Here is a 26655-nt window from a genome sequence, read left to right on the forward strand (position 1 = left end):
GTTCACACGCAGAGTAACCTGCTGATTATCATGCAAGGAAGAATAATGGTTTATAGAGATTTTTATTTTCCCATATAAATTCTAACCGTTTCGCCTTCTTTAACTTTCGTTCCGGCTGCAGGAGACTGCTTGACCACTTTATCTCCTTCGCCACTCACATCTAATTTTAAATTAAGTAGCTGTTCTTGTAACTCTTTTTTTGACATTCCTACGACATTTGGTACTTTTATCATTGGTGTGTCCAGCCACGTTAACTCTTTTTCAATTTGTCCTTTACGCGGTTTAACGTCCATCACACGCAAGCTGTCTTCAATCATTTTACCTACAATCGGAGCTGCTACAACTCCACCAAACTGAATGGTGCCTTTTGGATTATCAACCGCAACATACACGACAATTTCAGGGTTATCTGCTGGTGCAACACCGATAAAAGAAACGATGTGATTATTTTTTAAATACTTTCCATTTTGAGCTTTCTGCGCCGTACCCGTCTTTCCTCCAACGCGGTACCCTTCCACAAAAGCTCCTTTTCCGCTTCCTTGTGCTACTACACTTTCAAGAGCAAAACGCACTTCCTTAGACGTTTCCTCGGAAATAACTTTTCGCTTAGCAACCGGCTTATGACTGCTTACAACCTTTCCGGTAGTTGGATCCACCCACTCTTTGGCAATATAAGGTTCATAAAGCGTTCCACCGTTTACGGCTGCGGAAACAGCAGCTACTTGTTGAATAGGCGTAACAGCAACCCCTTGCCCAAAAGCTGTTGTAGCTTGTTCAACCGGCCCTACGCGCTCAAGTGGGAACAAAATTCCTTTTGCTTCCCCTTGTAAATCAATACCTGTTTTTTGACCAAAGCCAAATTCTTTAATGTATTTGAACAATTTTTCTTTTCCTAAACGTTCCCCAAGCTCCACAAAACCAGGGTTACATGAGTTCTGTACAACTTCTAAAAAAGACTGCTGTCCATGTCCGCCTTTTTTCCAGCAGCGAAGTCTCGCTCCGCCAACTTCCGCGGCTCCATCATCGTAAAATTGATCTTTTAGTAAATCCACTTTCTTTTCTTCAAGAGCAGCTGCCAGTGTAATAATCTTAAACGTCGATCCGGGCTCATATACGCTCCAGATTGGAAGATTGCGATTATACACCTCAGGCTTCACATTTTTAAAATCCGTAGGATCAAAGCCCGGACGACTAGACATACCTAAAATTTCACCGTTTTTAGGATTCATGGCAATGGCAATCATACCATCTGGATTATAAGCTGTCTGAGCATTATCCAACTCACGCTCCATGATCGTTTGCACACGTGAATCAATGGTCAATCTCAAATCCAGCCCGTCCACAGGTGCTGTGTAGTCATCGGCTATATTGGGCATCTTTTTACCTTTAGCATCCGAATACAGTTTAACTGAACCTTTTTGTCCTTTTAGCTCTTTATCATAATATAATTCAAGGCCTGTTAACCCTTGATTATCTACTCCCGCAAAGCCTAATACATGCGACAAATAACTTCCAAACGGATAGTACCGCTTCGAATCCTCAGCTATATATACGCCTTTTAAATTTAAATTTCGCACTTCATTTGCTTTCGCATGTGAAATTTTTCTTCCTTCAGGACGCAAATACACGCTAGAAGAAGCTTTTGTTATTTGCTCATATACTTTTTCTTTTGATGCTCCCAGCACTTTTGCTAACTTTTCAGCTGTAACAGCTGGATTTTCAACTTGTCTTGGCATAACTAAAACGGTCGGTGCACTTTTATTTGTAGCAAGTGCCACATCATTGCGATCTAGTATCTTTCCTCTTTCAGGTTCAAAAGGAATATTCCGACTCCATAAGTCTTTGGCTTTTTCAGTTAGCGTATCCCCAGTCAGCAACTGTACATATCCAAGCCTTGTATCAATAATCAAAAACACAATAAAACCGACAAACAAAACAATGGCTAGCCTTTTACGAACTGTGACTCCTGATACCCGCATATATTAGAACCTCCTCTGAATCGGCTCGTTCCAATATATGCTTGTACAGGATTCACTAGAACTTAATTTCTAGTCAAGTTGCTTATCGTCTTTTTTACTATCAGACTCACTTTTTTCCGTTTCTTTTAACTTATTTAACGTGCTTGAAAATTCTTTAGGCGTTTCAAGTTCTACTTTCAGGTACGTTCCTGCTTTTAACGGATCGCCTGCTTTAATACTTTGACTTACAACATAACCATTTTCAAGTGCGCTAGGTCGAACGTTGACAAATTCACTAAAGCGTATAACATCACGATGTGAAAAACCTGTTAAATCAGGCATTGTGGCTTTTCCATTTGTCTTAATAAACACGCGTTGACCAGTGACAATGGTATCAGAAGTCGGTGATTGGCTTTCTACCGTATCTCCTTTACCTATTACAACAGGAACAAGTCCTTTTTGTTTTAAGTCTTTCACGGCACTATCAACTGATTCGTTAACGTAAGACTTAAGCGTAATTTCTGAATCTACTTTTTTATCTTCTGTTTTCTTTCCGTCTTCGTCTGTTTTTTCAGGCTCCACCCCTAAGTACTGCAGGCTGTTTTTCATCACCGGATTAAATACGGCTGTAAGCGGCGCAGTACCCGTCTCTTGAGGCGTGAGAGTTGGATTTTTAACGGCTACATAGACAAGCAGCTTTGGATCTTTAGCAGGTGCAAAGCCCATAAAGGAAATGAAATTTTTCCCGTGTCCATGCAAGTAGCCTCCGGTAGGACCAGGAATTTGAGCTGTTCCCGTCTTTCCAGCGACATCGTATCCTTCAATCGCGTAAGGTTTCCCTGTTCCGTCATCAGAAGAAACAACGGTTTCTAAAATATCTAGCGTTTCGTTCGCTGCTTTTTTAGAAATAGGTTGTCCTACTACGGTAGGTTTTGTTTTCTTAATCGTTTTCTTATTTGTTTCATCGACTACTTGTTTAATCACGTAAGGCTTCATCATTTTCCCGTCATTTGCAATCGCAGTAGCCGCTTGAATTTCTTGAATAGGCGTAAAAGCGGACGCCTGTCCAAATGCAGTAGTTACGCGGTCTCTCGGGTACTTCGTCACTAACTTGCTAGAAGCTTCGTTTGGCAAGTCAATTCCCGTTTTATCCATAAAGCCAAACTTGTCCAAGTATTTATACAAACGGTCGGTGCCCAATTTTTCGTTGGCTAAAATGGCTACCGCTACATTTGAAGACCTTTGAATTCCTTCATTAAATGTAATAGCTCCCCAGCCGACTCCGCCGTTGTGATCGTTAATTGGAACGCTGTTTTTCGTTACTTTATAAGATCCCGACTGATAGCGGTCTTCGCCGTTATAGACGCCTGCATCAATCGCGGCTGCTAGCGTAAAGATTTTCATCGTTGAACCAAGTTCATAGCTGTTTTCAACAAACGGATTACGGTAAGAAGTGATATCACGAATATTCGGGTCAAATGAAGGACGGTTTGACATCGCCAAAATTTCACCGGTTTTCGGATTCACTACCGTTGCCATTAGCTCTTCTGGTTTATATTCTTTAGCAGCAGCTGTCATTGCATCCTCTAAAAACGTTTGAATTTTTTCATCAATCGTAAGCGTGACGCTGTCTCCATTTTTCGGAGCTACAATTGACTCTTTTGGATCCGGAAGCTTAATTCCATTTTTAGCAGCTTCGTATTTTACATATCCATCTTCTTCAGAAAGCTGCTTATCAAATACTTTTTCAATTCCCATTTTCCCTACGATTTTACCCGTATCATCTTTTTGTGCGTACCCTAAAATACTTGAGGCGAATACACCGTTTGGATAGAAGCGCTTCGAATCGCGTAAAAACGTGATGCCTGGGAGATTTAGTTTTTCAATTTTTTGCTTTAGCACGTTATCAATGTCACGGCCTCCGGGACCAAGTTCGACTTGGAATGCTCCCCTTTTAATTCCTCTTGTTAACATGCTGTCAATTTTTGATTCGTCCATCTTTAATAATGGGGCTAATTTTTCAGCCGTCTTTTCTGGGTCTACCACGTGCTGTGGATGATCTTTATCTTCTGATTGCGATTCCTTCAAAATCGCCACAACCGTATAAGCACCTGTGTCTTGGGCGATTGCTTCTCCGTTTCGATCGTAAATCGTACCGCGCTGTCCTTCAATTTTAGACGTTCGCGTATGCTGTTTTTGTGCAATTTCGGCTAAAGCTTCTCCGTCTGCTTTGCCCGTCGCTTGGATGTAAAAGAACCTGATGGCTAATACAAAAAAGAGCAATGCAAATATTAAAATTAATATTGCTGCTCCTGTACTAATATTGCTATTTTTTCTTGGCGTAGTCATCGCAATTAATCGTTAACGACTTTTACGTTATTTTCATTCAATTTTAGTCCAAGTTCTTTTGCTTTTGTCCAAATACGATCGTATGCACTTAACTCTGTTACCTGTAATTTTAACTCATTGTTTTTTGCTTCTTGCTTGTCAATCTTTCCATCGAGTGATTGCACTTCTTCACTGATGCTATAAAGCGAAGATTGATTTGAAATGATTTGCACAGACCCAAACAGCATGAGTGCGACAAATCCAGAATACACAATTTTTTCACCAACCGTGATTTTTCTTTTTGTCTTCCGAACAACTTGACGTACCGTCTTTTGCTGCTTCTGCTGCTGATCTTGCTCTCTTACTTTGTATGCTACATTGTTCATTCTCGTCCCCTCCTCTTTGATAAAACCCTTTAATTACACTAATTTCTCAACAATTCGAAGCTTTGCCGAACGCGCGCGCTTATTTTCTTCTATCTCTTCTTCTGAAGGTAAAATAGGTTTTCTTGTAATAACTTTCATTTTAGGTTTAAATTCTTCTGGAATAATCGGCAGTCCATGCGGAAGCTGCGGAACCGTGCTTGCATTTTTAAACGCCACTTTACAAATTCGATCTTCAAGTGAGTGGAAGGTAATAACACTTACACGTCCACCTTTTTTGATCACATCCATAGCCTGTTCAATTGCATCTTCAAATACTTGGAGCTCATCATTTACAGCAATTCGAATAGCCTGGAAAATTCGTTTTGCGGGATGTCCACCCGTTCGTCTAGCTGGCGCTGGAATACCATCTTTAATAAGATCAACAAGCTCTAGCGTTGTTTCAATTGGTTTAGACTCTCGATATGCTTCAATTTTGCGGGCAATTTGTTTTGAAAACTTTTCTTCTCCGTATTGGAAAAAGATTTTCACAAGTTTTTCATAAGGCCATTCATTTACTACGTTGTACGCAGAAAACATTGAGTTTTGATCCATGCGCATATCAAGCGGGGCATCATGATGAAAGCTGAACCCTCGCTCTGGTGTATCCAACTGAGGAGACGAGACTCCGAGGTCAAACAATACTCCGTCTACTTCTTCAATTCCGTGTTCCATTAGCTGCTCTTTTAAATAGCGAAAATTACTTTTGATTAGAATAACTCTGTCTAGATACGGGGCCAATTTCTCTTTTGCATTTGCAAGAGCGACATCGTCTTGATCAAACGCAATTAATTTCCCTTTTTCTGATAGCTGTTTTACGATATATTCACTATGACCTGCTCCGCCAAGCGTGCAGTCGACATATACTCCATCCGGCTTAATATTTAAGCCTTCCGCTGCTTCTTTAAGCAAAACAGTTGTGTGATTAAACATTATGACACCTACTTCTTTCTAAACTACTTAGTTATGTATACAAAAAGCAAAAAACGGTGTTTTTCTTTGATATATATACACGTTTATATTATATATCAAAGTTCAACATTATTTCAGCTATTTATATAAGAATTAAGTAGAATTTTGTCTTTTTGTCACAAATAGTGTCATTTTGTTAAAAGTAGGACATATTCGTAGAATAAAATGTAAGGAATATAAGGTTTTTTTACACAATTAGAAATAAATACCTTATAAGGATTCAATTGGTTAACATTCACCTTGTAGACTTTTTCTCTTTTCCAAAATAAAAATCCTGCTTTTCAGCAGGATTTTATTAGACATAACAGACTTTTAACTGGTGATTTAATTCGACTTCAGCACTTAGTAAATCTGACACAAATTGCATACCATAACCATTTAAATAATACATAATATTCCACATGCGTTCTTGTGGAGCATTGTAGGGACGAAGAGCAAGTTCAATTTGAGCATATTTTGAATGCTTCACATCGTGCTTAATTAGCTGTTTGGATTCGACAATCTTTTGAATGGTTTCAAACTGCTTTTGAATAATCGCTCGATTTTTAAGCATGACTTCATCAAATGTTTTGTCTTCTTTTTGAATATTTTCACGAAGAGTTTTATGAATTTTTTCGAAATCTTCTTTCGCTTTTTCAAAATACATTTCGTATGGGTTGTGAACTTCTGTCTTAAGCCAGTGCTCTCTCTCTGCATCTACACCTTCGTTCACTACGTTCGAAAGGTCTAACTGAAGTTCATCCATATACTTCTCGATATGTCTTTCTACGATTGCATAGGATAACCTAGGGACCACGGGAGGCATTTTAAAGCTAAATAAAGAAAATGCTTTTTCAAGCTCTGCCCAATACGCTACTTCCCCCGGACCTGCAATAAATGCAAGGGTAGGAAGTAAGTACTCCTGCATAAGGGGTCTAGTCACAACGTTGTTACTAAGAAGCTCAGGCGTTTGTTTAGCAATTTGAACCAGCTCTTCTTTAGACAGCGCGAGTTCATTTTGCTTTCCAACAAACTGCTCTTGTTCTGCATCTCTTTCTAAAAGTACTCTGTTTTCATTGTGTGAATAAAAGAGATGAGCCGTTTCTTCTCCCACTTCAATCATTCGTCCATATTGTTTTTGAATCTCTGTTTGCTGTTCCATAACGGCTGACGATAATTTGTCATTTTGTTCAATTAACGTCACAAAGAAAGAAGATTCAATGCTGCGCACTTCTTTAGAAGCTGCATCCATTAAAATAAGACCTGACTCTGCGAACATTGTGGTAACCAAATGAGCAAAGAAATCGACATAGGTACGTGATTTATCTAACGCTTCTAAAACAAAGTGTAATACCTGGTTTGTATGCGCCGTTTCGTTAAACGTTTGAAATACATCACGAACCCAGCTTCTACAGGCCTCATGGTCTAGTTCAATTTGAGAAACCATTTGCTTTTTCTTTAAAGAATGCTTTAGCGTTTTCTTTAAAAGCTGGTTTTTATGCTCTGTGTATACATGGTTGATCTCAGCAAAATCATGATCTTCTCCAGCAATCCAAAATACCGGAAGCACGGGCACGTTTAAAGCTTCCTCTTGTTGTTTAGCTAGGAGCACAATTGAAATCACTTTATGAATGGTGTACAAAGGACCGGTAAGCAGCCCCGCTTGCTGACCTCCAACGACCACTACGCTGTTAGGATCTTTTAGCTTTTCAATATTTTCAATCGTCTTAGAAGATGCTCCGTAGCGCTTATTAAAATCAAGCAGATACTCAGCAAGCTGTTCTCTTGGATAAGACTGCTTTTGAACATCCGCTAAACGTTTTTCATATACGTCTTTTTCGTGTATATTATAATGAAAAAAGGAAAGTGCTTGCTTTTCACCTTTTATGTAATCGTTCGTTAGTTTGTTTCCCGCCTTTAAAGAGACGTCTGTAATCTCCATGAAAGAACTTCCTTTCTTTTCCTAATACTTATATTCTCTACATATAGCTTCATTATCCATAATGTAACTGCCCACGTCTAGTAACATGCTTTACAGAGAGGAAATACGAAAAGCGATTCCACCTATATTTAATACAATATGTGCAATAAGAAACAAAACAAAATTCATCCGAAAGAACCCTTTCGCGATAAGCTTCATTTCTAAGTCATGTTTGACTTTCCAATGTACAAACATCATAATCATTGCTACAACTAAAAGGACTAACGCAATCAACCACAAAAAAGAGTGCCCGAAAATTTCCACAGCTGCATAATGCACGGAAAAAATAAGAAAAACCGTAGTAACGTACGTTGCTATGTGGACAGATTTCCTTTTATTTTTCGTCAGTTTGCGTAAAAGCATGTATAGAATAAAAAAACCAACGAGCGGCAGAGTGACAAACGTCGCAAAAACTCCAGCAATAAAACTTCCCATGTTAATCACCCTTTTCTTCTTCGATTCCTTTTATTGACCCATATAAAAAGTCAACAATAGGCGTCGACGTTCTTTTTTCAGCAGCTTGTGTTTGAATATAGCCTAAAATAGCATCAATTTCTGTTTGCCGCCCCTCCTGTATATCTTTTAGCATAGAAGATTGATTTGTACTCGTGCGCGAACAAACCCCCAGCGCATTTTCCCAATAATTAAAAGCTGAATCCAGTTTTAACACAGCCGCAATCTCTTCAAACAATAGACGCATCGTTTTATAAAAATAGCTGTTGTGAATCAGCTGCCCATTTTTTACCCGATACAGCGCCGTAAGAGGATTGATAAGCGCATTTACAACTAATTTCTTCACCAGCATCCCATACCAATCTGTTTCAATCACCCAAGGAAAATTCACAATTGGCAAGATAGACTCCATTTCTCCTCTGTACGAAGCAATACGGGTTGTTCCTATTCCTGTATGATGGACGCTATCCATATCTGTACGCATTGCCCCGTGTTCAACTGTACCCAAATAGAGAGTGCTCTGGGGGAGATTTTTAAGAATTTCAATATGGCTCATACCGTTTTGGATAAACAAAAGGGGAGTATGTATAGTAAGGGTTTTGATAAAAGGAATAATCTCTTTTAAATGATACTGTTTTACAGTAACAATGATTAAATCTGCTTCTTTTATGTTTTTTTCTAGAGGGATAGCACTGACTTTTTTAGTGTGATGTTCCCCTTGTCTATGTAAGGTAATTCCATTTTCGTTAATACACTTTGCTTGAGTTTTTGTTTTCGTATACAAGGTTACATCATACCAATCTGATAAATACGCGCTAAACAACAGACCTAATGATCCGCCTCCAATAATACCTATAGTTTTCATCGTATTTTTTGTTCCTCTTTCTATTATTGAGTTTCATTTTAGCAAAAAAATGCTTTGAATTAAATGCATTCTTAAAATTTTACCTATTCATATAGCCCGTGTGATTAAAAATCACCGGGCTTGTTATAAATTATTTAGAGTGATCCCGTTTTTTTCTATTATACGGGATACACCGGATGTTTACGACGGCTAAAGGTCACATTCTTTGTTTCATATAATCGAAAGCGGTCAATTAAAGTTCGACGCAGTTCGTTAGCAGGAACGATGTCGTCAATAATAAGTTCAGAAGCCAGCGTATAGATATCAATGTGTTCTTTATACTCCTGCTGTTTCTGTTTAACAAACATAAACCGCTCTTTCGGATCTTCAATTTCATTAATTTTATTAGAATAGACGGCATTTACTGCCGCTTCAGGACCCATTACGGCAATTTGAGCAGTAGGTAATGCAAGGCAGCAATCCGGTTCAAAAGCTGGACCAGCCATAGCGTAAAGCCCTGCGCCATAAGCTTTGCGCATAACTACGGAAATTTTAGGAACTGTAGCTGAACTCATCGCTGCAATCAATTTTGCTCCATGTCTAATGATGCCTGCTCTTTCTACTTTGGTTCCAATCATAAATCCAGGTACATCCGCTAAAAATAGCAAAGGAATATGGAAGGCATCACACAGTTGAATAAATTTTGCGCCTTTATCTGCTGAATCTACAAACAGCACTCCTCCTTTGACCTTCGGCTGATTGGCAATAATCCCTACTACTTTTCCATCTATTCGTGCAAGCCCTGTTACCAATTCGGCGGCAAACAGTTTTTTCACTTCAAAGAAGCTCCCTTCGTCAATAAGGGTATCAATTGCTTCATAGATATCAAATGGAACATTTTGATTCTCTGGAATTAGTTCTACTAAATCCTTTGTCTGCTTAGGCTCTTTAGCTTTTTGTACTTTAGGCTTCTCTTGATAGTTTTGTGGAAAGTAGGTTAAATAAGATTTGGCATACGAAATAGCTTCTTCTTCAGAATAAGCTAACACATCTCCACATCCGCTAACGCTGCAGTGCATATGTGCTCCTCCCATTTCCTCTAGCGTAACCTTTTCTCCAATAACAGCTTCGGCCATACGCGGCGAACCTAAGTACATAGAAGCGTTTCCATCTACCATCACAACAATATCACAAAATGCAGGGATATATGCTCCTCCAGCTGCTGACGGACCGAAGAGCAAACAAATTTGAGGAATGACGCCGGAAAGTTTTACTTGATTGTGAAAGATCCGTCCAGCGCCTCGACGGTTTGGAAACATATCTAATTGATCCGTAATACGTGCTCCTGCAGAATCCACTAGGTACAGCAAAGGCACATGCAGTTTTTCTGCTACTTCTTGAATACGAATAATTTTCTCTACTGTTCTGGCCCCCCAAGACCCTGCTTTTACAGTAGAGTCATTAGCCATTACACAAACTGTTTCACCGTTTACTTTTCCAATTGCGGTTACAACACCGTCTGCCGGCAACCCTTCGGCTTTATTATTTGCAAACATGCCGTCTTCTTCATATTTCCCGTCATCAAATAAAAGCGCTAAACGATCTCTTACAAAAAGCTTCTGTTGTGTTGCAAGTTTCTCTTTGTACTTCTCCGCGTTGCCACGCTCTACTTTTTGACGATTTTCATCATATTTTTTCTGAGATTCACCTGTATGTATCATGATATCTCTCCTTTATGAGTTATGAAATAGTCACCAAAACGTCGCCTTCGTTCACAAAATCCCCCACGGCTATATGGACAGTCTCTGCAATACCAGCTTGATCGCTTTCAATAGGAATTTCCATTTTCATAGATTCTAATACAACAACAACTTCTCCTTTGGCTACACTTGCACCTTGCTGAACAAACACATTAAATACCATGCCTGCCATTGTCGCTTTGATTTCACTCATTGTGGTGCTCCTCCTTTATTTAATACGGTTGATAATAACGATGTGTTATATGTGCCTTTTTCATATAACTCTTCATTTAACAACTGCTTAAATAGAGGAATATTCGTTTTGATTCCCTCTACAACAGCTTCCGTAAAATATGATTTAGCTAGTTCAATTGCATTTGAACGCGTACGACCAGTAATGATAACTTTTGCAATCATTGGATCATAAAAAGGTGTAACCGCATTCATATCACTGTAGCCACTGTCTACGCGCGCATAGGTTCGCTCCGGCAAGTGATAACCCGTAATTTTTCCCGGAGCCGGTAAAAAAGTAAACGGATCTTCTGCATAAATTCGAAATTCAATGGCATAGTTATTTGCTGCTATTTCCTCTTGCAGACGAGGAAGCTTTTCTCCGCGCGCAGCTAAGATCTGCCACTTAACTAAATCGACCCCTGCAATTTGCTCGGTGATCGGATGCTCAACTTGCAGCCGCGTGTTCATTTCAAGAAAATAAAAATTTTCGTCTTCATCCACGATAAACTCCACCGTACCTGCATTATAATATCCGATTGCTTTAGCCGCTTGAACGGCTTGGTTTTGCATGGCTTGTCGCGTACTTTCTTTTAAAGAAAGCGCAGGGGCTTCTTCAATCACTTTCTGATTTCTTCTTTGTACGGAACAATCGCGTTCAAAAAGATGAACGACATTACCATGCTGATCTCCAAACACCTGTACTTCGATATGTTTTGCGTTTGTGATAAGCTTTTCAATAAACATTCCTTCTTGACCAAAATATGCTTTTGCTCTTGCTTTTGTTGAGGCATACACTTGTTTTACTGCTTCTTCGTTATCGCAGCGCACCATCCCAATTCCTCCGCCGCCTCCGCTTGCTTTTAACATAACGGGATATCCAATTAGACTCGCTACTTTACAAGCCTCTTCAACTGACGTCACATCGCCTTCGCTGCCGGGGACAACAGGTACACCCGCTTCTTTCATCGCGGCACGAGCAGCAATTTTGTCGCCCATCATCGAAATGATTTCGGGAGAAGGACCGATAAAACAAAAACCTTCATCAATCGCTCTTTTAGCAAATGCACTATTTTCCGATAAAAATCCATACCCAGGATGAATGGCATCTACTTTTTCTTCATGACTAATTCGCAGCAATTCTTCTACATTCAAATATGACTTTTGCACAGGGGGCTCTCCAATTCGACGTGCTTTTGTAGCTGCTTGAACATAAGGAAGCCCTACATCTGCATCGGAATAGACAGCCACCGTTTCAATGCCCATTTGTTTGCATGTATGAATAATACGAAGAGCAATTTCTCCTCGATTTGCAATCAGTATTTTTTTCACCTTTCTCTCCCCTTTCCTCAAATTTCTACTTTCCCCCATATAATTCTACAATAATTTTAAAACTCCTCTACAATTTTTGAAAACGCTTTCTATTTGAATCTCACTTTCCTTTTGCTTCCTTTCTAAAAAGTGATGCTTATAGTAATGTATTCTTCGTATTTAACTGAAAGAATTCATTTTTCCTCATGTGCATTGAATATTCGTTCACCAATCATGAAAACAGAATATTTTGTGTTTTTGTTATATAATATTAGATGAACGAACCAAGCCAGTTCGTTTGTCTAGCAAGGAGACATAACAAGGGGGATATGGGATGAATTACGAAGTGAAGCATTTAAAAATTAATTTTAAAACGCTAGAAGAGTTCAAGAAATTCAAAGAATATGGCATTCAAGAACTTTCAATGCTAGAAGAATTACATGCCAAAATTTCCGATAATGAAATAAATTCTCCGTTTTACGGTATTTATTTTGGAAATAGCTTAGTGGCTCGGATGAGTCTCTATAAGCGAAACAAACAGTACGATCAATATTTCGAGCCGCCTCAAACGTATATTGAAGTGTGGAAACTCGAAGTGCTCAGCGATTTTCAGCGCAAAGGATTGGGTCAAACGCTCGTTGAATACGCCAAATCCTTTCAATTACCTATCAAAACAAGCCCACGAGTAAAATCGAGTGATTTTTGGTCAAAAATGGGGTTCGTACCTGTAACGTATGATATCGATCGTGATTTGGGAGAAAACCCTCTTATTTGGCTACCAAACGGTGTAAGCGAACAAAAATAAACAGCTGATTTCCAGCTGTTTATTTTATATCTATGTGGTATATATGATCAACATGAAGTAGGGAGCATTCAAACTGTCGCTTTACTTTTGAACTTTTTCTAAATTTAAATTTTTATCCACTTGAAATTTCACTTTTCTACTTTTTTCATCCTCTTTTAATACAACCATTTTACGAGCCCTCTCCATAATTTCAATAAGAGCTTTATAGTCATCTTCTACAATTAACAAGTTGTTTTGCAAAGCTTTTTTTTCTTTTTCCAAAATCGTTACTTTCTCTTGTAAACGTTCAATCTTTTGCTGCAGTTCTTCATTAGCTTCGAGAAGCTCTGACGAGTGCCTTTGCCCTTGATCTACATTTTCTAAATATTTAATTACCTCATTAAGCGAAATATGTTTCTCTGCTTCCATATATGATAAGCGTGCAGGCTGCTCGTCATCTTTTGAAACAGTTCTTGCTTTTAATTCTTTTCTCTGTTTTTTCGCAAGATCAATACCAGTCTTGTATTGTTTGCGCACAAAAGAATTCCAGCGGAAGCCACAAGCTGCTGATGTTCGTGTAAGTTTCTTCCCCACTTCTTCAAATGCAGCTAGCTGAGTGCCACCTTCACGTATATGACGCAGTACAATTTCTGCGAGTAATAAATCTTCATCATGAGTCCATGCATCTTGACGAGAAGAAGTCATTTTTCTATCCCTCCTTATCCGTACTTATTAAATGAATATGCACCTACTAGATAAGATAGACTATTGTTCCTCTTCTCAATCAAGAAAATCTTTCATATACTTTGAAGCAAAATGGGAAACCCGTGATTCTTTCATCTTTCGCTTATTCACTATATTGCTATGGAAATGCAGTTCATAACTATGTTTTTTTAACGATGACCTTTTGAACCGCTTCTTCATGCTCAGGCGACTCCCACAATATCGAACAGCGATGAATTTCTTGTTCCATCCGATTCCAAACCCGGCTTTGCTCCCATTTCTCAATAGCGATTTCTTTGTAAGCTTGCAATACCTGGGTCGGTTTATGAGTGATAGGCGCTAACCACTCCTCACACCTCATAGTTAGCTCTTTAAACGACGTGACATAGGAAAGAAATCCAATTTGCTTTGCTCGTTCTACTCCATACAGCTGAGCACTGTAGATCATTTCCATCGCCTCTTGATAACGCAGCTTTTCAAGAAGAATGGTTCCTCCTCCCCAGCCTGTTGTAATTCCTAAATTCCCTTGAATAAAGCCCATTTCGCTATGTGTTGCACTTATACGGAAGTCACATGCAATCGCAAGCTCACATCCTCCTCCAACCGATGTTCCATTCAAAAGAGCAACTGTTGGTTTTGGGAGTGTTAAAATCTCATAAAGAATTTCCCCCATTTTCGTTAACATTTGAGACGCCTCTTTCGAAGTCTTTAGCTCATGAAATACGCTTAAATCTCCTCCGCTGCAAAATGCGTCTGAACCAGCACCTGTAATTACAAAAGCTTTTACTAACTGATCATGTTTCACATAATCTACAGCTTGCTGCAGTTCATTCATAACATCATAATCAATAGCATTACGCTTTTCAGGACGATTAATCACAAACGTAGCAATGCCTTGGCTTGTAGTAAACAGCTCGCTTTTTTTCATGCTTTTTCCTCCTTATAGAAAAGATATAAATCCTTTTACAACAGTAATTGTTTATTTAAAAAGAGTTCTTGTTCTATAAAAAAAATCCTTCTCTTCCAAAGGACAGAGAAGGAAAAAAGGCAAAAAAAATAAAAGACCCTTAAGAGGGTCTTTTATTTAAATAAGCAATTATTTGCTTACTACGTCATTTCCTTTGTAAGTACCACAAGCTTTACATACGCGGTGTGATAGTTTCATTTCACCACAATTTGGGCACTCTACCATACCAGGAACTTGTAATTTAAAGTGCGTACGACGCGTTCTTTTCTTCATTTTAGATGTTCTTCTAAAAGGTACAGCCATTATTCCCACCTCCTTAAAAGAATTTTAAAATCATATGAAGGCCCGAAAGCCGGATCTTCGCATTTTTATTTCTTTTTGTCTTTAAAGAAATTTTCGAGTACGGCTAAGCGGGGATCTACTTTTTCCTGCTTTTCTTCTTCGGTAACAACTTCCCAGTCTTTTCCTGACTGTGGAGCTGCTCCTGCCGCTTGCTGATTTTCACTAAATACCTGCAGAGGAATTTCAACAATAATTAACTCTTGAATCAAAGGTTGTAACTCAACCGTTTCTCCCTCTACAATGCGTACTTCAGCATCTTCTTCATAATCAGCATTCACATTCAATAAAAACGTTTCAGTTGCGTTAATTTCAAACGGATACGGAACGTCAACTAATGTACGAGCACAAGGCAACGTCATTTTTCCTGAAATTTTAAGGTGAAACGTTACTTTCGAAGAACTAATGTCGGCTCTTCCTTTCACGTTTACATCTGACATTCTACGAATTTGAGGATCAGCATTCATAAACTCTTTGCCGTCAATCACTTCGTCAAATGTTAGACCTTTATTTTGCAACTGATACAATTGATGTATTGTCCATTTCATTGTTAATCACCTCAAGGCAACAAAGGTTATTATAGCTTTCACAAGATTATTTGTCAATATTTTTTCTTTACACTATAATGTACTTAAATATGCTTTTTTGTAAAAATTTCTTACTTTCATAAAAAAATGTTTTTAAAACAAAGAGCTAGACTAAAAATAATAAATTAAAAGGAGACATTATGCAAGCAGTTGGAATAATTGTCGAATATAATCCTTTTCATAACGGACACGCTTATCATTTGCAACAAGCGAAACAACAAACCGGAGCAGATTGTGTGATTGCTGTGATGAGCGGGCACTTTTTGCAGCGCGGAGAGCCTGCTCTTGTATCAAAATGGTCCCGCACAAGAATGGCTTTAGCCGCTGGTGCAGACTTAGTCGTTGAATTACCCTATGCTTTTTCTACTCAGAAAGCTGAAACATTCGCAAGCGGCGCTATTTCTATTTTAGAATCCCTTCGCGCTGACTTTATATGCTTTGGCAGCGAAAATGGCAATATTGACTCATTTACCCGCACCGCTGATTTGCTCGAAGCTCATGAATCAGAACTATCCGCTTTAATTCAACAAGAGATGAAAAAAGGGAACAGTTATCCAAAAGCAGCTTCCAATGCTTTCTTACAGCTTTTCACGAAGGCTCCTATTGATCTATCTCAGCCAAATAATGTGCTTGGAATGAGCTATGTAGCTGCCATCAAAAAACAGCATGCATCTATTAAACCATATACAATCACTCGAATTCAATCACATTATCACGATGATTCCCTGTCTTCCTCTTTTATTTCAAGTGCTACAAGCATACGTAAAGCTATTTTTGACAGCAGCAGCCATGGGGACCTGAGCAAGCACATGCCAGTTAGTACGGCAAATGAATTAACAGCTTACAAGCAAGCACACGGACAGTTTCATCATTGGGAGCATTATTTCCCATTTTTGAAATACAAATTATTAACTACTCCACTTTATGACTTACAGCGTATTTATGAAATAGAAGAAGGTATTGAACATCGGCTCCTATCTTATATTTCTTCAGCTACTTCATTTGAAGATTTTTTAACAAATGTTAAAACGAAGCGATATACGAGAACCCGTTTACAGCGCATGTGCGTTCACCTTTTAACCAATACAACAAAAAGTGAGATGCAACAAGCTGATCCTTATATTCGCTTATTGGGAATGTCTAAGACAGGACAAGGCTATTTAAAAACGAGTAAGAAAAAGCTGTCCCTTCCTATTGTATCCACTGTATCGCAATGTAAACTAAAAGAAATTGATACCGATATTAAAGCGACACATGTTTATAGTATGCCGTTTCAAGAGCCTCTGCGCTCTCAATTTATGAAACAAGAATACACGCAGCCTCCTATCATTTGGCCATAAAAAAATCGTCTGCAAGAGACGATTTTTTATGGTTTCAGCTTTTCCAAATACGTTACGGCGTCCGAAAATGAATCTACGGGTACAATTTTCATATCACTGTCTATTTTTTTAGCTGTCTTCACTGCTTCTCGGTAGTTAGAGCCCGCAGCCCCTTTTTCATTTGGTGCAAAGAAAATCTCTGCTCCTTCTTTATCTGCGGCTACAATTTTTTGCGAAATACCTCCGATTGGTCCTACCTCTCCTTTATCATTGATAGTCCCTGTACCTGCAACGAGATGGCCTTTTGTCATGTCCTCTTTAACAAGCTGATTATAAATTTCAAGCGAGAACATCAGTCCAGCTGAAGGCCCTCCTATTTTTTCAGTATCAATATGTATATCGGGCTTAACTTTTAGTTCTTGGTTCGTTTCTAAGGCAATTCCTAGGCCTACTCGTTTCGGCTCGTCAGGGAATGCTTTAACTTTTAGAGTATGTTTGCTTTCTTTGCCATCTCTTTTTACATAAATTGATACTGAATCTCCTGCTTTTTTAGTCGATACGTAGTTGATTAAGTCCTCAGCAGTTTGAATTTTTTCCCCGTCTACTTTCGTCACTACGTCTCCAACATGAAGTTTTCCATGTGCAGGCATATTTTCTACGACATATGTAACATATACGCCTTTATTGAGATAGGAAACGCTCTTTCCAGCTGCTTCGTATGCTACTGAAATAGCAGCATTTTTTGACGTATCCATCATATGTAATTGCCTTGTCGAGTAATCTTCATCGCTTTCACCTTGCTGCAAAATTTGCTTTGTAGGGAAAATTTCATGAAAGTCCTGTATTTTCGCAAGACCATATGAAAGAGGAGTTGCTCTGCCCATTCTTACAGTTGTCAGCATAAACGTCCCTTTTTCATGGTATCCATCTTCTACCTTAATAATAGGAGCAAGTTCTTCTGCCATTCCAGGCTTTGTAATGTAGTACGGCAAAGGATAAAAACAAAGCATTGCCACCACTGCAATAACAGCCAAATATACCAAAATTCTAATTCTAGATTTCACTTTTTTTGTTCTCCTTCCAATGATCAATTGCTTGCAGGATAGAAGGCAACTGCTCATGTGCTGCTTGTTCACCAATTGAAATCATTTCTTGAATGTTTGTAAACGCTCTGGAACTAAAAGTATCGAGATTAGGACGAATCATAATGTCTGAAGCAATGGTCCGATGAGCTACTAGCTCATCTTGCAAAATATCTAAACTTTGCATAATGACATCAAAAATAGAGCTGATTTCTGCATTCACTTTCGCTTTTGATACATCGACTCCAATGACAATATCAGATCCCATTTCTTTTACAACCGATACAGGAATACGGTCCACTACCCCGCCGTCTACAAGCAATCGTCCATCAATTACTTCGGGAGCAAAGATTCCTGGAATTGAAATACTTGCTCTCACCGCTTCAGCGATAGGTCCTTTTTTAAACACCACTTTCTCTCCTGTTTTCAAATCTGTCGCTACAATGGCAAACGGTACAGATAGCTGTTCAATGGTTCTATTTTGCGTAAAGGTGCGAACCAACGATTTTACTCTGTTTCCCGTAATAAATCCCATTTTAGGCACGGTAAAATCCAAATAATACTTTCGTTTGAACGTTAGCGCCATTTTATAAAGAGTTGCCAGTTCAATACCTGACGCATATAGTGCACCAACTAAAGCTCCCATACTGCTGCCAGCTAGAAAATCAATAGGAATGTTATTTTCTGTTAGCGTTTTGATTACTCCTAAATGTGCAAAACCTCTAGCTCCACCTGAGCCTAACGCAACTCCTATTTTTGGGCTTTCCACTTTACCTGCCCCCTCGTTTTACCTTATAGACTTCTAAAAATGTAAAAACATTTGATGAGCTTCTCTATCATTGTTGCCCTGTATTCGGTAGGACTATTCTTCATTTTCTATTTGTTCATTTAGTATGAAGCTAAAGATATGTTTTGCTCAATACACGGTGGTTATTAAGCATTATACTATACTGAAGGTTGTTTTAAGAAATTCTTACTCTTCGCTTGCTGCATATACGTTTTTTTACTCCTTGACTATCCTAGGAGTGCATTGATTTATGTATATGAATTGTATTTCCAAATGTGACAAGACGCCTTTTTATTCAATATGAATTTATTTTCTCCTTACTCATAGGCATAAAGTCGATGCATAGCTTCGTATATTGATATATAGAAGAACTTGTACATTCGCCTAAAACTCCTCATTTCATTCATATCAAGATGACGTGAGCTTAGAAAAGGAGATGAATCGTTCGTTGAATAAATCAATGGTGAAAACACTTCTGCTCGGGACGAGCGTAACGCTTCTCGCTATTGCGCTTATTGTATATCCAAAAGAAGCGCTAGAAGGTTCAGTAAGAGGTCTCAACACATGGTGGAAGGTCGTCTTTCCTTCTCTGCTGCCCTTTTTTATTGTTTCAGAAATGCTTATTGGGTTTGGCGTAGTGAAGTTCATTGGGATCTTATTAGAGCCGTTTATGAGGCCTTTATTCCGAGTACCTGGAGTAGGGGGTTTTGCTTTAGCAATGGGCATGGCTTCTGGGTTTCCTTCAGGTGCAAAAATCACTTCCCGGCTGCGTCAAGAAAAGCAGCTAACAGCTATCGAAGCTGAAAGACTCGTATCATTTACTAACTCATCTAACCCTATTTTTATTTTTGGAGCTGTGGCAGTTGGCTTTTTCCACAATCCAGCTGTCGGTATCATATTAGCTCTCTCACATTACATAGGGAATATTTGTGTAGGATTGGTGATGCGGTTTTATGGATCAGCAAAACCGAAAGGACAAGTAACTCAAAAACCTTCTTTATCGTTAGCTTTTCATGAAATGCATAAAACGCGTTTAAAAGATAAGCGTCCTATCGGGAAGCTTCTAGGAGATGCGGTTACTTCTGCTGTTCAATCTCTCTTAATGATTGGCGGTTTTATCATTTTATTTTCTGTATTAAACAAACTTTTATATGTTACTCATATCACGGCCGTTTTAAGCAGCGGTCTAGCTTATTTATTTTCCCTGTGTCATATAGGGCCTGAACTGAGCCTTCCCTTTATTTCAGGGCTTTTTGAAATCACACTAGGAAGCCGTCTAGCAAGTGAAGCACCAGACACGCTGCTGTTTCATCAAATTATCATCGTTAGTTTTGTATTAGGCTTCAGCGGTTTCTCCGTTCAAGCACAAGTGGCTAGCATACTCGCCGAAACAGATATTCGATTTTTCCCGTTTTTTATTGCACGCATTTTTCACGGCTGTTTTGCGGTAGTATTCACTATCTTTCTATGGGGTCCTCTTCGAGAATCCATTACTACTTTTCAAGCATCTGAAGGAGCACTGCCGGTTTTTTCTCACTTGGAGTCCGTTACGATTCTATCGCAGTGGCTAAACGTGTACGGTCCGCTCTTAACGATTTTTACGCTGTGCTGCTATATTTATATATATTCAAAACGAACGTTTCTTCATCGTTCCCAGTAAAAAAAGAACGCGACGTTTTCTTATCGGCAAAGAAAACGTCACGTTCTTTTTTATCTTATTTTTGAGACAGCTGTTCAAATTTTTCCGCAAGCGCTTCTCTAACAGGGGGAGGAACTAATTCAGAAATATTCCCCCCATATTTAGCTACTTCTTTTACAATACTAGAACTTAAAAACGAGTATTGATTATTTGTCATCATAAATAACGTTTCGATTTCTTTATCTAATACGCGATTTACAGATGTAATTTGCATTTCGTACTCAAAATCCGATACTGCACGTAAACCTCTTAAAATGGTCTTTGCCTGCTTTTCTTTTGCATATTCCATTAATAATCCGCTGTACGACTCTACTACCACATTAGGAAGTGATTTTGTTACTTCTTTCAGCAAAGCTACTCGCTCTTCCCCTGTAAATAGAGGACTTTTTGAAGAATTATTTAAAACAACCACATAAATCGTATCAAATACATTTGCGCCTCGTTTAATAATATCAAAATGTCCATTTGTAACTGGATCAAAGCTTCCTGGACAAACAGCTATACTGCCCATACGTATCCCCTTTCTACATCTAACAGCTCATTGATTTAGTCAACTGATTCTTCTTTTTTGTATGTATAAATAGAAACACCAATGATACCGTACGTTTCGCTTTTTATTTTTTCAAATAAACCAATCTCATCATCTAACTGTACATCATGAGAATGCTCCGCTACAATAATTCCTGTTTTTGCTAGAAGATTTTCTTCACTTACCGTTTCGATAAGCGCTTTCAACTTTTGTGCTTTATACGGTGGATCAAGCAAAAGTAAATCGACAGTCAGCTCCCTTTTCTTTATCGCTTTCAGTGCACGTTCTGCATCATTTCGATACACTTCAGCGCGGTCTTCTAACCGGCAAGATGCTAAGTTTGCTTTAATCGTCTGAATCGCTTTGCCATCCCGATCCACAAAAATGACTTTATCTATTCCTCGGCTTAGAGCTTCAATTCCCAAGCCACCGCTTCCACCGAACAAATCAAGAGCTGTTCCACCTTCAAAAAACGGTCCAATCATATTAAAAATAGCTTCTTTCACCTTATCTGTTGTAGGGCGGGTTGAGTATCCTGGAACCGCCTTTAACGCATGGCCTTTATATAAACCTGCTACTACTCTCATCCTTATCACTACCTTACTTTTACTTCCTTATTCTTCATTATCCTAACATATTTTGAATTACAAAGACTAGCAAAAATCCTCAATTTATTCAATGCTGTATACATTCTATGCAGTAACCAGCAGCTTGCTTTTATGCTGGACTTTTACGGCCGTGTCCTTAGATACACTGATTCTTTTCTAAAAGATACACCTATGAAGATCATTCGGCATTTCGTTCATAGAAGAATTCCTTTACTTTAATATGTCATAACAAACGTAAATTTACCCTTTTTCTCTGTTATGTTATCAGTCTTTTATGTATTAAAAAGTGAATTTCACAAGACAGGTATATGAACGTTTAAAACGGACATACTGACTAGTAACAACATCATCTAACCGATGTTGTTGCCAACCGCGGAGAAGACTTACGTTTCCCCATAAGTTCTTCCTCCGGTTTCTCCTCTCCCTTTGCCTTCATCAAGGTGCTTGTAATCGCAGAGGTGATTACACCCCTTTATTGAAGGGCCCTACAATGAGTAGTTGTAGGGATTTTTTTATTTACTCTTAAAATATTCAGTGATACATTAAACTACGTGAGTTTGCTTTTTTAATACATAAAGGGGGAAATACATATGATTCAGCGTTTTATTGAGCTCGGAGAAGGGTATTCAGATATTTATGAGCTGTTAGAGATTGTCAAAAGCAACAAACACCGTCTTGCTCATCTTATTATGCTGCGAACAGGAAAAGAAGATCGACAAGTAGCTTCTTTTGTCGCTGTCTTGCATCCAACAGCTGAAGGGAATTTCCAACCGCTTTACGTTTGCCGAGAAGGAATTGTTTTAAAACAAAACGACAGCAAGCGCGTTGAGTTATTTAAACGAGCTGCTGAGGAAGCGGGAAAAGAAATTGTGGTACTCGATGTCAAACCATCTACTACATTTCCAGAAACAGCACTCTACTATCAGCACCTTATTGGCATTTTGCGAATGAACCGCTTTATTCCGCCAATGCAATAATCTCATCCCTGCCTATTCGTTTACGAAGGGCAAGTAAAATAAAAAAAAGGAATGTAAATAACATTCCTTTTTTGTTTAAATTCCTATCTTATAGTCATATTCCTTCGCCTTATCCGGCTTTGAATTTTCGAATTCTGTTTTTAAAAACGGCCGATAAGAAGGATCTACTTTCTTCACAAAAGGTAGAGACTGAAGTTTATGGATTGTTTTTTCAATGCCATCTTGGTTGCAATATAAGACAACATACTTTAATTCTTTAGATACGTAATGTACATTTCCGTACTTTCGCAATGCTTTTGCTTGCTTAACAGAATGCACATACGCCACAATTCCTTGACGTTCAACAAACATATTTAGTTCCCCTTTTGCATACGTTATATTGGTTTTCTTTATCATAAATTCTTTTATATGAAGTAGGTGCTTTATGTATGAATTTAGATGATATCTGGATGCTCTTTCTTACTCATTTTAACGAGCAGAGAGCTATTGAACAAGTCATTTTCAAAAAAATCACAAATATACCCTTTTTGTATATAAACACATCAATTAAGCGTAGAAAAATAGATGAGCTTCTAGAAGCTTCATCTATTTTTGCTACATCCAATACAAATGCTACGTGGCGCTCAACTTTTGTCAGAAGTCAGCATCTTACTTATGTTTATCAGCATAGGTTTTACGTTCCACAGCGTAAAATGGCCTGCTGCGGAAATTCCTGTGCTGATTGCGTTCGATTTATACAGTGAACGGCTTATGCGCTGCACCCACAGCTTCCCCCAGATCCGCAGCCACCGCCGCAGCTGCTTCCCGTATCAAAAAACGGATTTCCCGTTGGTACTTTCACATGCTCTGAAACAGCTTGACCAAGGATAACGCTAATTTCATCAAGCAGCTTTTGTAATTCACTTTCTGCTTTTTTGAACGCAGCGATTGTCGCGTGTAAATCAACTTGACGCTTTACATCACGCACTTGTCTCGTAATGGTTTTATAATCAGGATGATATTTTCCAAATCGCTGAACATCCTCATACTGTTCCTTTATTTTCACAAATTCAGCAATTAATGCCTGTGCATGTGAATCTTTATTTAATCTATATAAACATTGACGATAGTTCTCGGCTACGTCTGATTGTAACACCATGTTCGCTACGTGATCAGACTCATCGAGTAATTCAACAGTTCTCATTGTTGTCAGCATGGCTGTGCACCTCCGTTTTTATCTTATCACGTTTTGGATCTAAAGAAAAAGAACTTGCTAAAACAGCTTACACTGATTTACTACAAGTTCTACTTTTTAACTATATAATTTCAACCGTAAAGGTATTCCTCACTTGATAACTTTCTTCTTTAGATTTCATCAGTTCAATCGTAACAGTATGAGATCCTTTTGGAAGATCACTTAAAACAAAGGCTGCTTGCTTCATTTCTTTAGATGGTTTTCCATCTACTTTGATTTGAAGGAATCCACTCTCTGTTGAAAATGAAAACCCGCTTAGAATACATTCGACGTATACGTTTTGTCCTTTCACATGCTGGTGTACCATCAGTGAAGGTTTTGTATTCATTGCACCAAACGTTTCAGCTGCCCGCGGCTGAGAGGAAATTTTAGTTTCAGGTTTTGGTTTATCATGGTTGCATCCTAGCAGAGAAACTACACATAAGACCGTCGTTAATAGTAAGCGCATAATACCATTCCTTTATCATTCGTTTCTCCATAGTGTTTACAAACTCTTTGTTTTTACTCATGACGTGCAAAAATCTCTGCATCGCTATGTATGCAGAGATCATTGATTTTTCATGGACTGAAACATATGAAACATCATGTTTGCCATTTGAATCGAATTCGAAAACTTTTCGACTTTATGAGGAATCGTTTGTTTGTAGTAGTGCTTAGATTCTAATTCAAATTTCTCCAGTTCTTCAGGATTTCTAGATAAACGCCGGTACCACATTGGCTGTTCACGAACGAAGTCGTTGAGTTTAGGACGAGACTGCATATACTCGTATATATCTTTTCTCATTGCGTTTAATCTTTCCTAAAGCCAAATGGATTCCCTGGCCCGGAAGCTGCTCCTCCACCGGATGGCTTAGATGGCTGAAATTGCTGCAGTACTTGTTGAATATTGGAAATAGCTGAATTTACATTTGTGATATGATTTTGCATTTGATTCAAGTCCATGTTTTTCAGCGAGGATACGATTGTACCCATGATATCTTTTTTCTCCTCTGTTGCAGCAGTTGGTTCAGCCTTTGCACTTTCTTCTGAACGATATGCCTCCCACATTGGATCTTCTGCACCGAATAAATACCAATCTTCATAAAGCTCTTTCCACGTTTTTTGCTGCTTTCGAACCTGTTCTACTAATTTGGGATGTGATTTTACAAATTGTTTAAATTCCACAACGGACGGATGAAGCTCTCGTTTGGTTTCCTTCACAGTCACTCACCTCATACTTAAATATAGCCTACTATATCTTAGAAAAAGAGAGCTCGTTTCGTGCGCCTATTTCAAAAATTTTTTATAGCTGTTTTTTCGAAGAAGCACGAACTGTGAACCAGTATGTAATGAAAATAGATAAAATGCTTAGCCAAAATGTAAAATAACCAATTTCAGACATATACGCATTGAGCATGCTGTATCTTGGCATCATAGAAAAAACGTAATCAATGATATCATTATGTACAGCCCATACAGCGGCAACAGCTACATGCCATAATTTAATGCGGTAAAACGGTACGTACAAAAGCCCTTGAAAAGCCATTGCTGCATGAGAAGCCATTAACATAAGCATCATCCAATCAATGTATCCTGTTAACACATAGACCAATACATTCATTACGACGGCCCAAATCCCGTATTTAAACAGCGTGATCATGGCTAAAGCTTCAAACAGTGAAAAATGCTTTCCAAGTAAAAGACCGATAAGTACAATAACAAAAAACAAGCTTGCCGTTGGACTATCAGGCACAAATATTAAAAACTTCTTAGGTGTTTCCGCTAATTGACTTCCATACCAAATATATCCGTAGATTGTTCCTAGTATATTCACAATCAGCAAAAGCGTTAAAAAACGCTTATCTTTTAAGGTATACCATAACCAAGCCATTTAGAAAGTCTCCTTTACATTTAATCTCTTCTTTATTATGTACAGTTTTTGAACAATAGCAAGCACCTATCTCATTGATGTAAAACACAGCATTAAATAAATTCAAAAAAACCAGCCCTTTGGCTGGTTTTCATTATTCTTTTCCTAAGTTGCCGACAAACTCCGAGAGCGTTTTCAATTCTTTATCTGAACCTTTGAAAACACCTTTTGGCATATTGCCTCTACCATTTTTTGCGATCTTGGCGATTTCTTCAGGAGATAAATCAATTCCTGTTAAAGCCGGAGCCGCAGGACCTCCCTGTAAGTTATCACCATGACAGGTTAAGCACGTTTGCTTTTGCATGATTTTGTAGCCTTCTGAATTTTTGTCAATCGCTACTTCTTCTCTAATTTTCCCTTGCTCTTCACGCGCTTTCCAGTCCACCTGTGTCGCTGACTGCCACGTTAGGAAATAGACTGCTGCTATAGCCAAAAGCATGAATCCTGTTGCAAACGGCCTCTTAGCTGGTCTTCTTTCTGGTCCTCGATCAATGAACGGAGCAAGCATTAATGCGCCAAATGCAATCCCTGGAATAATAAATGCACCTATAATATTATATGGACCAGAAGCAAATGAATATTTAAGCAATTGATATAGGAACAAAAAATACCAGTCAGGAAGAGGCAAGTACCCCGTATCAGTCGGATCGGCAATACGTTCAAGAGGAGATGGATGAGCGATGGTTAAACATAGATAACCGATTAAAAAAACTGCCCCTACCATCCATTCTTTTAGTAAAAAGTTTGGCCAGAATGCTTCTGTTTTCCCTGGAAATTCAGAGTAATCTTTTGGAATATTGGGTTTTCGTTCTGCAGGAACACGTGAATCTCCAACAAACTTCATCCCTTTACCACGATGCATGTTCTCCCTCCTTTTTCTCACTGTTCTAGTG

Annotated in this window: 30 protein-coding genes; 5 read left to right on the top strand and 25 right to left on the bottom strand. The window is 38.6% G+C overall.

Features of this window, described 5'->3' with window-relative positions:
• Positions 1-62: 62 nt before the first annotated feature.
• From BG04_RS06190 to BG04_RS06235, 10 genes are all read right to left on the bottom strand, one after another.
• Positions 63-1979, bottom strand: a complete 1917-nt coding sequence (locus BG04_RS06190) for a stage V sporulation protein D (protein WP_034649140.1) — start codon at positions 1977-1979, stop codon at positions 63-65.
• 69 nt (positions 1980-2048) lie between these two features.
• Positions 2049-4307 (bottom strand): penicillin-binding protein, encoded by a 2259-nt coding sequence (locus tag BG04_RS06195; RefSeq protein ID WP_034649138.1) that lies wholly within the window; start codon positions 4305-4307, stop codon positions 2049-2051.
• Between the two features lie 5 nt (positions 4308-4312).
• On the bottom strand, positions 4313-4672 hold the full coding sequence (gene ftsL / locus BG04_RS06200) for a cell division protein FtsL (RefSeq protein WP_013058965.1): 360 nt from the start codon (positions 4670-4672) through the stop codon (positions 4313-4315).
• Between the two features lie 33 nt (positions 4673-4705).
• Positions 4706-5641, bottom strand: coding sequence for a 16S rRNA (cytosine(1402)-N(4))-methyltransferase RsmH (gene rsmH / locus BG04_RS06205; RefSeq protein ID WP_013084858.1), 936 nt, complete (start codon positions 5639-5641; stop codon positions 4706-4708).
• 334 nt (positions 5642-5975) lie between these two features.
• Complete coding sequence (gene bshC, locus BG04_RS06210; RefSeq protein ID WP_034649136.1) at positions 5976-7601, bottom strand: bacillithiol biosynthesis cysteine-adding enzyme BshC; 1626 nt, start codon at positions 7599-7601, stop codon at positions 5976-5978.
• A 90-nt stretch (positions 7602-7691) separates the two neighbouring features.
• A complete protein-coding gene (locus BG04_RS06215; RefSeq protein ID WP_034649135.1) occupies positions 7692-8075 on the bottom strand; it encodes a DUF3397 domain-containing protein in 384 nt (127 codons plus the stop codon).
• 1 nt (position 8076) lies between these two features.
• A complete protein-coding gene (locus tag BG04_RS06220) occupies positions 8077-8958 on the bottom strand; it encodes a 2-dehydropantoate 2-reductase (protein ID WP_034649132.1) in 882 nt (293 codons plus the stop codon).
• 158 nt (positions 8959-9116) lie between these two features.
• The gene (locus BG04_RS06225; RefSeq protein WP_034649129.1) at positions 9117-10658 is read right to left on the bottom strand and encodes an acyl-CoA carboxylase subunit beta; all 1542 of its coding nucleotides are present in this window, start codon (positions 10656-10658) and stop codon (positions 9117-9119) included.
• 19 nt (positions 10659-10677) lie between these two features.
• The gene (locus BG04_RS06230) at positions 10678-10890 is read right to left on the bottom strand and encodes a biotin/lipoyl-containing protein (protein WP_013058971.1); all 213 of its coding nucleotides are present in this window, start codon (positions 10888-10890) and stop codon (positions 10678-10680) included.
• Complete coding sequence (locus BG04_RS06235) at positions 10887-12239, bottom strand: acetyl-CoA carboxylase biotin carboxylase subunit (protein ID WP_034649126.1); 1353 nt, start codon at positions 12237-12239, stop codon at positions 10887-10889. Before BG04_RS06235 ends, BG04_RS06230 begins: the two co-directional genes overlap by 4 nt.
• 313 nt (positions 12240-12552) lie before the next feature.
• On the opposite strand from BG04_RS06235, the gene BG04_RS06240 reads away from it, so the two are divergent.
• Entirely contained in the window at positions 12553-13023 is a 471-nt protein-coding gene (locus BG04_RS06240; protein WP_013058973.1) for an N-acetyltransferase, read from the top strand.
• A gap of 81 nt (positions 13024-13104) precedes the next feature.
• Here the strand turns inward: BG04_RS06240 and BG04_RS06245 are convergent, their stop codons facing one another.
• The 4 genes from BG04_RS06245 to BG04_RS06260 all read right to left on the bottom strand — a co-directional run bounded on the left by BG04_RS06245 (position 13105) and on the right by BG04_RS06260 (position 15579).
• Positions 13105-13707: an RsfA family transcriptional regulator gene (locus BG04_RS06245; RefSeq protein ID WP_013058974.1), complete on the bottom strand. Its 603-nt coding sequence runs from the start codon at positions 13705-13707 to the stop codon at positions 13105-13107.
• Positions 13708-13885: 178 nt separating this feature from the next.
• Positions 13886-14653, bottom strand: a complete 768-nt coding sequence (locus BG04_RS06250) for an enoyl-CoA hydratase/isomerase family protein (protein WP_034649123.1) — start codon at positions 14651-14653, stop codon at positions 13886-13888.
• A gap of 168 nt (positions 14654-14821) precedes the next feature.
• Positions 14822-14995, bottom strand: coding sequence for a 50S ribosomal protein L32 (gene rpmF, locus BG04_RS06255; protein WP_013058976.1), 174 nt, complete (start codon positions 14993-14995; stop codon positions 14822-14824).
• Positions 14996-15060: 65 nt separating this feature from the next.
• On the bottom strand, positions 15061-15579 hold the full coding sequence (locus BG04_RS06260; RefSeq protein ID WP_034649120.1) for a YceD family protein: 519 nt from the start codon (positions 15577-15579) through the stop codon (positions 15061-15063).
• A 179-nt stretch (positions 15580-15758) separates the two neighbouring features.
• Between BG04_RS06260 and BG04_RS06265 the strand changes: the two genes are divergently transcribed.
• Positions 15759-16958 (top strand): nucleotidyltransferase, encoded by a 1200-nt coding sequence (locus BG04_RS06265; protein WP_034649118.1) that lies wholly within the window; start codon positions 15759-15761, stop codon positions 16956-16958.
• Positions 16959-16984: 26 nt separating this feature from the next.
• Here BG04_RS06265 and BG04_RS06270 read toward each other — a convergent pair whose 3' ends face one another.
• Both BG04_RS06270 and BG04_RS06275 read right to left on the bottom strand, forming a co-directional pair.
• The gene (locus BG04_RS06270) at positions 16985-18001 is read right to left on the bottom strand and encodes a SepM family pheromone-processing serine protease (RefSeq protein ID WP_275955769.1); all 1017 of its coding nucleotides are present in this window, start codon (positions 17999-18001) and stop codon (positions 16985-16987) included.
• On the bottom strand, positions 17991-18788 hold the full coding sequence (locus BG04_RS06275; protein WP_013084868.1) for a patatin-like phospholipase family protein: 798 nt from the start codon (positions 18786-18788) through the stop codon (positions 17991-17993). The genes BG04_RS06270 and BG04_RS06275 overlap by 11 nt, the downstream gene beginning before the upstream one ends.
• A 466-nt stretch (positions 18789-19254) precedes the next feature.
• On the opposite strand from BG04_RS06275, the gene ylbJ reads away from it, so the two are divergent.
• On the top strand, positions 19255-20466 hold the full coding sequence (gene ylbJ, locus BG04_RS06280; protein WP_034649115.1) for a sporulation integral membrane protein YlbJ: 1212 nt from the start codon (positions 19255-19257) through the stop codon (positions 20464-20466).
• Positions 20467-20521: 55 nt separating this feature from the next.
• On the opposite strand, the gene coaD is transcribed toward ylbJ, so the two are convergent.
• Both coaD and rsmD read right to left on the bottom strand, forming a co-directional pair.
• Complete coding sequence (coaD, locus tag BG04_RS06285) at positions 20522-21016, bottom strand: pantetheine-phosphate adenylyltransferase (protein ID WP_013058982.1); 495 nt, start codon at positions 21014-21016, stop codon at positions 20522-20524.
• Between the two features lie 35 nt (positions 21017-21051).
• Entirely contained in the window at positions 21052-21621 is a 570-nt protein-coding gene (gene rsmD / locus BG04_RS06290; RefSeq protein WP_034649113.1) for a 16S rRNA (guanine(966)-N(2))-methyltransferase RsmD, read from the bottom strand.
• 611 nt (positions 21622-22232) lie between these two features.
• On the opposite strand from rsmD, the gene BG04_RS06295 reads away from it, so the two are divergent.
• Positions 22233-22619, top strand: coding sequence for a DUF7147 family protein (locus BG04_RS06295; protein WP_034649111.1), 387 nt, complete (start codon positions 22233-22235; stop codon positions 22617-22619).
• Positions 22620-22694: 75 nt separating this feature from the next.
• Here BG04_RS06295 and BG04_RS06300 read toward each other — a convergent pair whose 3' ends face one another.
• Positions 22695-22970 (bottom strand): YlbG family protein, encoded by a 276-nt coding sequence (locus BG04_RS06300; protein ID WP_013058985.1) that lies wholly within the window; start codon positions 22968-22970, stop codon positions 22695-22697.
• A gap of 77 nt (positions 22971-23047) precedes the next feature.
• On the opposite strand from BG04_RS06300, the gene BG04_RS06305 reads away from it, so the two are divergent.
• Positions 23048-23362: a hypothetical protein gene (locus tag BG04_RS06305; protein WP_016765456.1), complete on the top strand. Its 315-nt coding sequence runs from the start codon at positions 23048-23050 to the stop codon at positions 23360-23362.
• 5 nt (positions 23363-23367) lie between these two features.
• Here BG04_RS06305 and BG04_RS06310 read toward each other — a convergent pair whose 3' ends face one another.
• From BG04_RS06310 to BG04_RS06335, 6 genes are all read right to left on the bottom strand, one after another.
• On the bottom strand, positions 23368-23814 hold the full coding sequence (locus BG04_RS06310) for a YlbF/YmcA family competence regulator (RefSeq protein ID WP_016765457.1): 447 nt from the start codon (positions 23812-23814) through the stop codon (positions 23368-23370).
• A 100-nt stretch (positions 23815-23914) separates the two neighbouring features.
• Positions 23915-24301 carry a hypothetical protein gene (locus BG04_RS06315; protein WP_034649109.1) on the bottom strand — a complete coding sequence of 129 codons (387 nt, stop codon included), beginning with the start codon at positions 24299-24301 and terminating at the stop codon, positions 23915-23917.
• A 99-nt stretch (positions 24302-24400) separates the two neighbouring features.
• Positions 24401-24637: a YlbE-like family protein gene (locus tag BG04_RS06320; protein WP_013058988.1), complete on the bottom strand. Its 237-nt coding sequence runs from the start codon at positions 24635-24637 to the stop codon at positions 24401-24403.
• Between the two features lie 5 nt (positions 24638-24642).
• A complete protein-coding gene (ylbD, locus tag BG04_RS06325; protein ID WP_034649107.1) occupies positions 24643-25053 on the bottom strand; it encodes a YlbD family protein in 411 nt (136 codons plus the stop codon).
• An 82-nt stretch (positions 25054-25135) separates the two neighbouring features.
• A complete protein-coding gene (gene lhaT, locus BG04_RS06330) occupies positions 25136-25723 on the bottom strand; it encodes a lipoprotein heptaprenylglyceryl N-acetyltransferase LhaT (RefSeq protein WP_034649104.1) in 588 nt (195 codons plus the stop codon).
• A 133-nt stretch (positions 25724-25856) separates the two neighbouring features.
• Positions 25857-26624: a menaquinol-cytochrome c reductase cytochrome b/c subunit gene (locus BG04_RS06335; protein ID WP_034649101.1), complete on the bottom strand. Its 768-nt coding sequence runs from the start codon at positions 26622-26624 to the stop codon at positions 25857-25859.
• Between the last annotated feature and the right edge of the window lie 31 nt (positions 26625-26655).

The organism is Priestia megaterium NBRC 15308 = ATCC 14581 (genome assembly GCF_000832985.1).
GTDB lineage: Bacteria > Bacillota > Bacilli > Bacillales > Bacillaceae_H > Priestia > Priestia megaterium.